The organism is Aurantibacter sp. (assembly GCF_042094015.1).
GTDB lineage: Bacteria > Bacteroidota > Bacteroidia > Flavobacteriales > Flavobacteriaceae > Aurantibacter.
The window spans coordinates 1-12058 of record NZ_JBELDZ010000072.1 but is presented as its reverse complement, the minus strand read 5'-3'; the positions used below and the strand labels follow the sequence as shown (position 1 = coordinate 12058).

At 30.8% G+C, this 12058-nt stretch carries 13 protein-coding genes and 1 tRNA gene; 4 read left to right on the top strand and 10 right to left on the bottom strand.

Annotation, left to right across the window (positions count from 1 at the left end):
• Nucleotides 1-132 (top strand): 50S ribosomal protein L35 (locus ACFDSN_RS09950; RefSeq protein WP_375239701.1); only part of this gene is annotated, 132 nt, incomplete at its 5' end.
• 107 nt (nt 133-239) lie between these two features.
• Nucleotides 240-584, top strand: a complete 345-nt coding sequence (rplT, locus tag ACFDSN_RS09945; RefSeq protein WP_375239699.1) for a 50S ribosomal protein L20 — start codon at nt 240-242, stop codon at nt 582-584.
• A 112-nt stretch (nt 585-696) separates the two neighbouring features.
• Here rplT and ACFDSN_RS09940 read toward each other — a convergent pair whose 3' ends face one another.
• From ACFDSN_RS09940 to tgt, 7 genes are all read right to left on the bottom strand, one after another.
• Nucleotides 697-1881 (bottom strand): asparagine synthetase B, encoded by a 1185-nt coding sequence (locus tag ACFDSN_RS09940; protein ID WP_375239700.1) that lies wholly within the window; start codon nt 1879-1881, stop codon nt 697-699.
• 149 nt (nt 1882-2030) lie between these two features.
• A complete protein-coding gene (locus ACFDSN_RS09935; protein ID WP_375239698.1) occupies nt 2031-3065 on the bottom strand; it encodes an AI-2E family transporter in 1035 nt (344 codons plus the stop codon).
• 27 nt (nt 3066-3092) lie between these two features.
• Nucleotides 3093-4634, bottom strand: coding sequence for a replicative DNA helicase (gene dnaB, locus ACFDSN_RS09930; RefSeq protein ID WP_375239697.1), 1542 nt, complete (start codon nt 4632-4634; stop codon nt 3093-3095).
• A 223-nt stretch (nt 4635-4857) separates the two neighbouring features.
• Entirely contained in the window at nt 4858-5811 is a 954-nt protein-coding gene (locus ACFDSN_RS09925) for an acetyl-CoA carboxylase carboxyltransferase subunit alpha (protein WP_375239696.1), read from the bottom strand.
• A gap of 79 nt (nt 5812-5890) precedes the next feature.
• On the bottom strand, nt 5891-6778 hold the full coding sequence (locus tag ACFDSN_RS09920; protein WP_375239695.1) for a DMT family transporter: 888 nt from the start codon (nt 6776-6778) through the stop codon (nt 5891-5893).
• Nucleotides 6765-7838 carry an LptF/LptG family permease gene (locus ACFDSN_RS09915; RefSeq protein WP_375239694.1) on the bottom strand — a complete coding sequence of 358 codons (1074 nt, stop codon included), beginning with the start codon at nt 7836-7838 and terminating at the stop codon, nt 6765-6767. Before ACFDSN_RS09915 ends, ACFDSN_RS09920 begins: the two co-directional genes overlap by 14 nt.
• A gap of 11 nt (nt 7839-7849) precedes the next feature.
• Nucleotides 7850-8980: a tRNA guanosine(34) transglycosylase Tgt gene (gene tgt, locus ACFDSN_RS09910; RefSeq protein WP_375239693.1), complete on the bottom strand. Its 1131-nt coding sequence runs from the start codon at nt 8978-8980 to the stop codon at nt 7850-7852.
• A 253-nt stretch (nt 8981-9233) separates the two neighbouring features.
• On the opposite strand from tgt, the gene ACFDSN_RS09905 reads away from it, so the two are divergent.
• Together ACFDSN_RS09905 and ACFDSN_RS09900 are read left to right on the top strand one after the other, a co-directional pair.
• Nucleotides 9234-10079, top strand: a complete 846-nt coding sequence (locus ACFDSN_RS09905; RefSeq protein ID WP_375239692.1) for a transketolase — start codon at nt 9234-9236, stop codon at nt 10077-10079.
• A 29-nt stretch (nt 10080-10108) separates the two neighbouring features.
• Complete coding sequence (locus tag ACFDSN_RS09900; protein WP_375239691.1) at nt 10109-11062, top strand: transketolase family protein; 954 nt, start codon at nt 10109-10111, stop codon at nt 11060-11062.
• Between the two features lie 108 nt (nt 11063-11170).
• Here ACFDSN_RS09900 and ACFDSN_RS09895 read toward each other — a convergent pair whose 3' ends face one another.
• The 3 genes from ACFDSN_RS09895 to ACFDSN_RS09885 all read right to left on the bottom strand — a co-directional run bounded on the left by ACFDSN_RS09895 (nt 11171) and on the right by ACFDSN_RS09885 (nt 12058).
• Complete coding sequence (locus ACFDSN_RS09895) at nt 11171-11551, bottom strand: hypothetical protein (protein ID WP_375239690.1); 381 nt, start codon at nt 11549-11551, stop codon at nt 11171-11173.
• A gap of 159 nt (nt 11552-11710) precedes the next feature.
• Nucleotides 11711-11962: a 30S ribosomal protein S20 gene (gene rpsT / locus ACFDSN_RS09890; protein ID WP_375239689.1), complete on the bottom strand. Its 252-nt coding sequence runs from the start codon at nt 11960-11962 to the stop codon at nt 11711-11713.
• Nucleotides 11963-11986: 24 nt separating this feature from the next.
• Nucleotides 11987-12058, bottom strand: a tRNA-Glu gene (locus tag ACFDSN_RS09885).

Below are 12058 nucleotides of genomic sequence, written 5' to 3'. Positions count from 1 at the left end.
AAAAGAAAGCACGCGTTTAAAAGTCACATCTTAACAAAGAAGTCTAAAAAACGTAAGCTTGCTCTAACGCATGATGGATTAGTTTCTAAAGCAGACGAGAAAAACATTAAACTTACTTTACGTTTAAAGTAAAACCAAGTTTAATCGGTTAACTAAAATTATAAACCCTGGAGTTAGGCGTTCATAATTGAACAATAAATATTACTTAGTAATTGCCTACTACAAAAAACATTTAAATTATGCCTAGATCAGTAAATTCTGTAGCCAAAAGAGCCAGAAGAAAAAAGGTGCTTAAACAAGCAAAAGGATATTTCGGACGTCGTAAAAACGTTTGGACTATAGCAAAAAATGCGGTTGATAAAGCTATGCAATATGCATACAGAGATCGTAGAAATAAAAAGAGAACTTTCCGTGCATTATGGATTACGCGTATTAACGCAGGTGCAAGATTACATGGAATGTCTTATTCACAATTTATGGGTAAAGTAAAAGCTAACAATATCGAATTAAACCGTAAGGTTTTAGCTGATTTAGCAATGAACAATCCAGATGCTTTTGAAGCAATTGTAAATAAAGTAAAATAAGGCTTTTGCCTAATTAATAACATTTTCACTTATAATTTAAAGTCCGATTCTAACGAATCGGACTTTTTGTTTTTTTTTAATGTTAGAAATATAAATTGTTTCTATTAAAGATTTAAGTTTTCTGTTTTTTCTTTTTTGCTGCTGGAAATAAAATATTGTTTAAAATAAGTCTATAACCTGGAGAGGTTGGATGTAAGGATAATTCTGTTTTTGGATCTCCTACTCTATGCTGATAATCTTCTGGATCATGACCGCCATAAAAGGTAAAAAAACCTTTACCTTTTATGCCATGAATATATTTAGCTTCTCCATTACTTTTATTTTCGCCTAAAACCAACACGTTACTTTTAATTTCTTCTCTAGTGAAAGATGTGGTTTGCCCCATAAATCCCTTTACTAAAGCTGTATGATTTTGATTTAACATAGTAGGAATAATATCCCACTTAGCAGAAAAATCCATTAAAGAAAAATAATCTAGTGCTTTTGGTATTTGCCTTTTTTGAGTCATGTCTATGCTAGAAAACTCGTAAACCATCGGACTTCTTTCTAATGTAAAATTTTTAAAAGCAAAAGTGTTATCATAATTTATTAAAGATTGATAGTTTGCATCACTTGTATCACCATCAAACATTGGCTCACAAATATCTACGCCATCTGCAGATAAAGCAATATCGAAACTATCTGTTGCACTACACATAGCAAACATAAATCCACCACCAACAACATAATCTCTAATTTTTTTTGAAACTGCTCGTTTAGCTTCAGAAACCTTATTGAAACCCAGTTTAGTCGCTAAAGTTTCTGCATTATTCTTTTCTTCAATATACCAAGAAGCGGTTCTAAAACTTCTATAGAATTTACCATATTGTCCAGTAAAATCCTCATGATGCAAGTGTAACCAATCATATAAAATAAGTTCATCTTCTAAAACCTCTGAATCATAAACGGTTTCGTATGGTATTTCTGCATAATTTAAAACCATTGTAACTGCATCATCCCAAGGCATTTTCCCTTTAGGAGTATACACTGCAATTTTAGGTGCTTTTTCTAAATCTACAGATTCCATATTCTGACTTGGACTGGCAATTTCTTCTAGAATTTGAGCTGTATTAGCATCAGAAATCACTTCAAAACTTACACCTCTAATAGTGCATTCTTTTTGGAAAATTTCGGCATTTGGTAGTAAAAATGATCCACCTCGATAATTAAGTAACCACTTTACCTTTACATTTTGATTTAAAACCCAATAAGTAATTCCGTAAGCTTTTAAATGATTTACTTGCGTTTCCGCATCCATTGGTATTAATATAGAAGATGCTTTTGCATTAAAAGAATACAAGCAAAGTAAAAAAATGATTAGTAGTCTTGACATATATTTTTTAAACCTTTCAATTTATAGTTGAAAGATACTCAAAAATAAGGCCTATATAATTATATTGATAAAAATTATTTATCGTCTGCAGATAATAGAGATGCTAACACTTTTGTGGTTGGGAATTGCTCAAGGATTATTTTAAAAAATACTGTTATAGGAATAGCCATAATTAAACCAGGTATTCCCCAAATATATCCCCAAAACATTAACATAACTAAAACTGTAATAATATTTATAGAAAAAGATTTACCCATAAATACAGGTTCTAAGATTGCACCAAAAACGACTTGAACCATAGAAACTGTTATAATAAAAAAGACTAATGTACTAGAAATTTCTAATTCTACTAGTGCAAAAACAGAACATGCTATTACTGCTATAAACGAACCTACCATTTGGACAAAGTTGATTAAAAAAGCAAACAAGCCCCAAAATATAGGAAAGCTAACATTAAAAAAGTAACAAGCTAATCCTGTAAATATTCCTGTTAATGCACTAACTAAAACCTTAACTTTAATAAATTTAATTAGATCACGCTCTATTTTCATAAAGGTTTTAATAGATGTGTGTTTTTTCTTTAAAATAGTATTATTTAATAATTTTTGAATATTTATTGAATCTGCCAACCATAATATTGCAAAGAACACAGTCATTAAAAGTGCTGTTAAAAAACGACTAATAAAACTAAACGTTGGAGCTAACTTTGCCGACAATCCTTCTTTGTTTATAAATCGAGTTAAGCTAGATGATTCTGAGTTGGACTCAATTCCTAAATCTCCTCCATAAGTAGTTATTAAATTGTTTATTTGAGTTTCTGCTTTAGAAAAAAACTGAGAATCTGACGCCATTATTTGCTGACTTGACAACTTAACTAATTCAATTCCTAATTTTAAACCAATTCCAAATATAATTATAACTACGCCAATACTTAAAAGCTTAGACAGACCTTTTTTTTGTAAAAAACGCATTAATGGCAAAAACAACAATGCAATAAACATTGAAGATACTAAAGGAATAAATATAAAAGACAGTAACTTTAATAAATAAAATATAACGGGAATCACTAAAGCTAGAAGTAATTTATTTGTTGTACGTAGGTTATCCATATTTGGGATATTTAGTATTTATTAATCTTAAAATGGTACGCCATCATCTTCTGTTTCTGCTGGACCAAAAGCATCATGTGGGTTTACTCCTGGAAAATTATCTGGGGTAAATGTATCATCATTGGCTGCTGCATTCATTTTACTATGAAATTCCTGTCCAAAAGGAGTACCAAAGTCGTCTAAATTATCAAATTTACCTAAATTTCCAATAAACTTTAAACGAATATTATCTAATCCTCCATTTCTATGTTTAGCTATAATAAATTCGGCTTGTCCTTCGGTTGGACTTTGTTCATCATCATCCCACTCATCAATTTTATAATATTCTGGTCTATAAATAAAACTTACAATATCTGCATCTTGTTCAATAGCTCCAGATTCACGTAAATCGGATAATAAAGGTCTTTTACTTCCTCCACGCGTTTCTACTGCACGAGATAATTGAGAAAGTGCAATTACTGGGACTTTTAATTCCTTTGCTAATGCTTTTAAATTTCTAGAAATAGTAGATATTTCTTGTTCTCTATTTCCACCACTACCAGCAGCTGTCATTAACTGCAAGTAATCAATAATTATCATTTTTATGCCGTGTTGAGAAGCTAATCGTCTAGCTTTTGCACGTAAATCGAAAATAGAAAGTGATGGTGTATCATCTATAAATAAAGGTGCTTTTTCTAAATCTTTTACCTTTACATTTAATTGTTCCCACTCGTGTTTTTCTAATTTCCCTGTTCTTAATTTTTCTGAAGACAAACCAGTTTCACTAGAAATTAAACGAGTAATTAATTGAACTGATGCCATTTCTAAAGAAAAAAATGCTACTGGAATATTACTATTAACAGCAATATTTCTAGCCATAGAAAGCGTTAAAGCTGTTTTACCCATACCTGGACGAGCCGCAACAATAATTAAATCGCTTTCTTGCCAACCAGAAGTTAAAGCATCTAATTTATCAAAACCTGAAGGAATACCGCTCATTCCTTCTTTTTTAGAAATCTCTTCAATTTTTTTTCGTGCTTGACCAACAAGGTCTCTTGCTGTTTCACTCGATTTTTTAATATTTCCTTGTGTAACTTCGTATAAACGAGATTCTGCTTTGTCTAACAAATCGAATACATCTTTAGTTTCATCGTAAGAATCTTCTATAATTTCGTTAGAAATTTTAATTAAACTACGCTGAATAAACTTTTGCAGAATTATACGTGCATGAAACTCAATATGTGCAGAAGAGGATACTTTTTGTGTTAAACCTATTAAATAAAAATCGCCACCAGCTAATTCTAATTTTGCATTTGTTTTTAATTGATTAGAAACAGTTAACAAATCAATTGGCTGACTTTCTTGAAACAACATAAATATTGCCTCAAAAATTGCTTGATGCGCTTCTTTATAAAAAGCATCTGGACTTAAAATATCAATAACCTCATCTACACCTTTTTTATCAATCATCATGGCCCCTAAAACTACCTCTTCTAAATCTACAGCTTGAGGTGGTATTTTACCTTTCTCTAGGTTTATAATAGTACTTTTATTTACTTGATAGCCTTTTACTTGATTAGGTTGCTGCATAATTAGGGTTATCGTTTTTAAGAATTAATTGTACTTATTTGTAAAATATTAGGTTAGCGAAATTAGAAAATTGAAAACCATTACTACTATATTATTAACATAGAATCTTAACCAACAGTAAACATTTAAACTGTTAATAAGTCGAAAAAATTGTTAACAAGCATAAAAAAAATCTGAAACATTATATTTCAGATTTTTAATGTTTATAATATAAATATATAGATTAGTCTTTAAACTCTCCAATTTGCGCATATTTATCAATACGTTTAGCTACTAATTCTTTTGGTGTTAAATCTTTAAATTGATTGTAAGAATCTAATATAGCTGCTTTAACTGTTTTAAAAGTAGTTTCTCTGTCTTGATGAGCTCCACCTAAAGGTTCTTTAATAATTTCGTCAACAATTTTCATTTTCTTCATGTCCTTTGCTGTTAATTTTAAAGCGTCTGCAGCACGTTCTTTAAATTCCCAACTACGCCATAAAATTGAAGAACAAGATTCTGGAGAAATTACAGAATACCATGTATTCTCTAACATTAAAATTTTATCTCCTACACCAATTCCTAATGCACCACCAGAAGCTCCTTCACCAATTACAACACTAATTATAGGAACTTGTAGTCGTGTCATTTCTAAAATATTTCTAGCAATTGCTTCTCCTTGACCTCTTTCTTCTGCTTCCAAACCTGGGTAAGCACCTGGCGTATCTAATAATGTAATTACTGGAATACCAAATTTCTCTGCAGATTTCATTAATCGTAAAGCTTTACGGTAACCTTCTGGATTTGCCATACCAAAATTACGATACTGACGTGTTTTTGTGTTAAACCCTTTCTGTTGACCAATTATCATAAAAGATTGATCGCCAATTTTACCTAAACCGCCAATCATAGCTTTATCATCTTTAAAGTTTCTGTCACCATGAAGTTCTAAAAACGTATCACCGCATAAGGCTTTAATATAATCTAACGTATATGGTCTATTTGGATGACGAGATAATTGTACTCGTTGCCAAGCAGTTAAATTCTTATATATATCCTTTTTAGTGGCTAATAGTTTTTTTTCAATTTGCTTACTAGCTTGAGTAACATCAACATCACTTTCTTCGCCAAGAACTTGACATTTTTGAAGTTGATCTTCTAATTCTTTAATTGGTAATTCAAATTCTAAATATTCCATAGGGAATTACTTTTTTAATTAGTTGTTAGCTTACAATATTAAACAATTTTGATGTAATTAATCGGAAAAAAAATCACATTTAACCAATATTTTTACGCTTTCCTTTAAAAATAGCGTTTAACAAAACCGTAATTAATATTAGTGCTGCTCCTAAATAAAATGTTGAAGACATTGTTTCTGTCTCTGGGAAGAAAATTAACGCCAAACAAATACCATAAACAGGTTCTAAATTATAAGTTAAAACTACTGTAAAAGGAGTAATCCATTTCATTACATAAACAGATGCTATAAATGCGTATGCAGTACAAATTGACGCTAATATAAATAAGTAACAATAATTTTCTAATCCAATATTAAAAAATGCCAAACTTAAATCATCTTTAAAAAAACACAATATTAAAGTAATAAAAAGAACACCGCTTAAAAACTCGTAGAAAGAAATTTTAGTTGCAGAATGCTTTTCTAAAAATTTCCCATTTAAAACAGCAAATAAGGAAGATAGAAAAGCTGACAAAACACCTAATAGCATTCCTAAAACATAATCTAATTCGCTTCTTACAATTAAGTATATTCCTATAATTACTATTACTCCAAATAAAATTTCATACGGAATTAATTTTCGTTTATAGATAATTGGTTCAATTATAGAAGCAAAAAAAGCTCCTGTAGAAAACATAGCCAATGCAATTGAAGCATTAGACAATTTTATGGATGCAAAAAAAGTAATCCAATGCAATGCTATTACTATTCCTGCAAGCGATAACTTAAATAAATATTTTTTTGAAACACTTAAATCTACACCTTTAATTTTAACATATACAAACATTAAAACTGAAGCTATAACCATTCTAAACCAAACTAAAGAAATTGCTTCTATAGTAATTAGCTTTCCCAAAACAGCTGTAAATCCAGCTATAAAAACTAGAATATGTAAGTGTAAGTAATTTTTTCGCTTAGCGTTTTGCATTTCTTAGTAGAAATATTGCCACTATTCCAAATATAAAATTTGGGAACCAAACAGCTATTAATGGAGGGAAATCAGATTGTGCCGCCAATGTACCAAATATCTTATCGAAGAAAACAAATATCATTGCTACAGAGATTCCAAACGCCAAATTTACGCCCATTCCTCCTCTTCGCTTTATAGAGGAGACAGCAACAGCAATTAAAGTTAGTACAAATACAGAAACAGGTAAACTCCATTTACGATAAAGTTCTAATTTATAACGACTAATATTAGATGAACCTCTTTGCTCTTCCTTCTCTATAAAATTAATTAATTCCGTGTAAGGCAAGGTTTCTGCAATATATTTTGCAGGAGTTAAATCTGTTAAATCAAAACTAAATAATGTATCCTTTTTTCTTTCGTTTATAAACGCATCGTCGTTTTGGTTTATTTTTCTTAAAAAATAATTTTTCATTCTATATACAGAGTCTTCTTCTATATATTTAATTGAAGTTGCAGATATTTTATGAGTCATTTTTCCTTTTTCAAAATGCTCTAAAGTAAAGTTATAACCTATTTTATCTCTAGGGTTAAAGCTAGAAACATAAATAATTTCATTATCATTAATTTGCTTAATTACGTTTCCGTTTTCAACAGGATTGTTTCTGTCCAAATATTTGTATTTAAACCCATTAAAACCTTCACTAGCTTTTGGAGCCAGGTATAAGCCCATTAAAATAGACAAACCTCCAACTAGCGCTGCTCCTATTAAAAAAGGTCTTAAAAAGCGAGCAAAAGAAACACCCGAACTTAAAAAAGCGACTATTTCTGTATTATTTGCAAGTTTTGAAGTGAACCAAATAACTGATAAAAACAAAAACAATGGGAATAATAAGTGGGCAAAATAAATAGTAAAGTCTAAAAAATATTGTGCTATTTCTGCTCCAGTAGCTTCACTATCTAAAATTTTACCAATTTTCTCGGCTAAATGAACAGTTATTGCAATTGGGATAAAAAGCAATAACATTCCAAAGAATGTAGCTAAATAACGTTTTAATATGTACCAATCTAAAATCTTCACACTTATTTATTTTACAAACGATTATTCATTTGTTTAACCATTTTATCTTTCCAATCTCTAAAATCCCCAGCAATAATATGCTTTCTAGCTTCACGTGTTAACCAAAGATAAAACCCTAAGTTATGAATGGTTGCTATTTGTTTTCCTAATAATTCGTTTGCATGGAATAAATGACGTAAATATGCTTTAGAATATTCTGTATCTACCCAAGTAATTGCCATATCATCTATAGGAGAAAAATCATCTTTCCACTTTAAATTTTTAATATTGATAGAGCCGTAAGCGGTAAATAGCATTCCATTACGTGCATTACGTGTTGGCATAACGCAATCAAACATATCTACTCCTAAAGCAATGTTTTCTAATATATTTATTGGTGTTCCTACGCCCATAAGGTAGCGCGGTTTATCTTCTGGAAGAATTTCTGTAACAATTTCTGTCATTGCATACAACTCTTCGGCTGGTTCACCAACAGATAATCCACCAATTGCGTTTCCTTCTGCTCCTGCATTTGCAATGTATTCGGCGGATTGACGACGTAAATCTTTATAAGTACTACCTTGAACAATTGGAAAAAACGTTTGAGAATAATCGTATTTAAAAGGTGTTTTTTCTAAATGATTTATACATCTATTCAACCATCTATGTGTCATATGCATACTACGCTTTGCATAATTATAATCACACGGATAAGGTGTACATTCATCGAAAGCCATAATAATATCTGCTCCAATAGAACGCTGAATTTCCATAACGTTTTCTGGTGTAAACACATGATAAGAACCATCTATGTGAGACTTAAACTTTACACCTTCTTCTTTAATTTTTCGTCTTCCAGATAAAGAATACACTTGGTAACCACCAGAATCTGTTAAGATATTTCTATCCCAATTCATAAACTTATGTAAACCTCCTGCTTTTTCAATAGTTTGGATACCTGGACGTAAATACAAATGATAAGTATTTCCTAAAATAATATCTGGATTTATCTCTTCTTTTAATTCACGCTGATGTACACCTTTTACTGTACCAACTGTACCAACTGGCATAAATATAGGTGTTTCTATAACGCCATGATCTGTAGTCATAGTTCCGGCTCTCGCACTACTTTGTGCATCCTTTGCTTCTAAAGTAAAAGTCATAAAATAATATATACGTATAGGCGCAAATATAAATAACTTAATGTATTAAGGTCTTAAACATTTTATAAAAAAACAATTTGATTAGCTTCTTAGGTTTTAATTTTTCTATTCAGCTTTATAATGACCTTTCCAATCATTCATTTTACGAAATTGTTAGCAACTACAAGTTTTAGTTAATAAATGAGTGGTTTTAATATTTTGTTTAGGCAGTAAAAAAGTTAATTTTGACACCAATCAATTTAACAAACTACTAATGGCAACGACAACACAACTCGAAGCGTTAACAACACAAGTACGTAGAGACATTTTACGTATGGTACACAAAGTAAATTCTGGTCATCCAGGTGGATCTCTTGGCTGCGCAGAATTTTTCGTAACTCTTTATCAAGACATCATGGATCGTAAAGATGGTTTTGATATGGATGGATTAGGTGAAGATGTTTTCTTTTTATCTAACGGACATATTTCTCCTGTTTTCTATAGTGTTTTAGCTCGTTCTGGTTATTTTCCAGTTGAAGAACTAAACACGTTTAGATTACTAAATTCACGTTTACAAGGTCATCCAACAACACATGAAGGTTTACCAGGAGTTCGTATGGCATCTGGATCTTTAGGCCAGGGCTTAAGTGTTGCTATTGGTGCTGCGCAATCTAAAAAACTTAATGGTTGCGGACATACAGTTTTTGCACTTATGGGCGATGGCGAATTACAAGAAGGACAAAACTGGGAAGCCATTATGTATGCTGCTGCTAACAATGTAGACAATTTAATTGCTACTGTAGATTTAAATGGACAACAAATTGATGGTTCTACAGATGATGTGATGTCTCTTGGAAATGTTAGAGCAAAATTTGAGGCTTTTGGTTGGATTGTTTTAGATGTTGAAAAAGGAAACGATATAGATAGTATTAAAGGTGGTTTAAAAGAAGCTAAAGCAAAAGCCGGCAACGGAAAACCTATAGTTATTTTACTTAAAACTGTAATGGGTAATGGTGTTGATTTTATGATGCATACACATGCTTGGCATGGAAAAGCACCTAATGACGAGCAATTAGCTGAAGGGTTAAGACAAAACCCTGAAACATTAAGCGATTACTAAACCAATTTACGAATTACTATTTTAAATTTATGAAAACATACGAAAATACAGGTAATAAAGATACACGTTCAGGTTTTGGAGCTGGACTAACAGAATTAGGACAAACTAACGAAAACGTTGTAGCGCTTTGTGCCGACTTAATTGGATCGTTAAAAATGGACGATTTTAAAGCAAATCATCCAGAGCGATTTTTCCAAGCTGGTATTGCTGAAGCTAATATGATTGGAATGGCTGCTGGTTTAACTATTGGTGGAAAAATACCTTTTACAGGGACATTTGCTAACTTTTCTACCGGTCGTGTTTACGATCAAATTAGACAAAGTGTTGCTTACTCTGGTAAAAACGTAAAAATATGTGCTTCTCACGCAGGCTTAACTTTAGGTGAAGATGGCGCAACACATCAAATACTAGAAGATATTGGGTTAATGAAAATGTTACCTGGTATGACAGTTATTAATACGTGTGATTATAACCAAACTAAAGCTGCTACTATTGCAATTGCAGATTATAACGGACCAGTTTATTTACGTTTTGGAAGACCAAAAGTAGCGAACTTTACACCAGAAAATCAAAAATTTGAAATTGGTAAAGCAGTAAACTTAACAGAAGGAACAGATGTAACCATTGTTGCAACTGGACATTTAGTTTGGGAAGCTTTAGAAGCAGCTAAAACATTAAACGACAAAGGTATTACTGCTGAAGTAATAAACATACATACTATAAAACCTCTAGACGCTAAAACTATTTTAGATTCTGTTGCTAAAACAAAATGTATTGTAACTGCAGAAGAACATAACCATTTAGGTGGATTAGGGGAAAGTGTTGCGCGCGTTTTAGCACAACATAACCCAACACCTCAAGAATTTGTTGCTACCAACGATACTTTTGGAGAATCTGGTACACCAGCACAATTAATGGAAAAGTATGGTTTAAATGCTAATGCTATTGTTATTGCTGCAGAAAAAGTAGTAAAACGCAAGTAAAACTGTTATTTATATTATAACAGTTTTAAAACATAAAAATAGCCTTATACAATTATTCTATAAGGCTATTAAATTTTAATTGAAATTCTGATTTTGAATTTTCTAAGTTTAATACGTATTTAAAAGATCTCTATATTCTTTTAAATCCGCTATATTAGATTTATTATTTAAGTTTCTAATTAAGGAAATTACATACTTTAAACTTTCTATAGGGTTAACTTCTTGAGAGGTTTCTATCTCAGAAAGAACCTCTTCTCCTTCTTCAAATTCAATTACTTCGTCACTTAACAATGGAATTAAAAAACTTTCGGTAGATTCTATATGTTCATAAGTAAGTCTTAATACTTTTACTACTAGAGGTACTTGTTGTTCTAAAGCATAAGTTCTTAATTCTTTAATATCTTCAATTAAAGAATCAGTATTAATTCCTGTTTTATCTAGATTTACTAAAATCTTATCTATTAATTTAATGGCTTTATTGTTTTCCAAAGTAGTATGATTATATTGGTTATTAATTATCTCTCTTGCAAATTTAATTTTTTAGATTCCAATTCTCATTGTTTTTTTGATAAAAATAAATATTTTTTGCACAAAAAAACCTCTAAATAAATTTAGAGGTTTTTTTATAATATTATAATGAAGCAGTGATTATAACGCTGCAACGTGTTTTGACAAACTTGATTTTAAGTTAGATGCTTTATTGGCGTGAATAATATTCTTTTTAGCTAACTTATCTAACATAGATACAACAGAAACATATAAAGTCTGAGCTTCATTTTTATCTGTCAACTCTCTTAAACGCTTAATAGCATTACGAGTTGTTTTATGTTGATATTTGTTTCTAAGACGTTTAGCCTCGTTACTTCTAATTCTTTTTAATGCTGACTTATGATTTGCCATTTTATCTTTTTATTTAAAAAATTGTAGCCCGTAGGGGAATCGAACCCCTCTTACATGGATGAAAACCATGCGTCCTAGCCGATAGACGAACGGGCC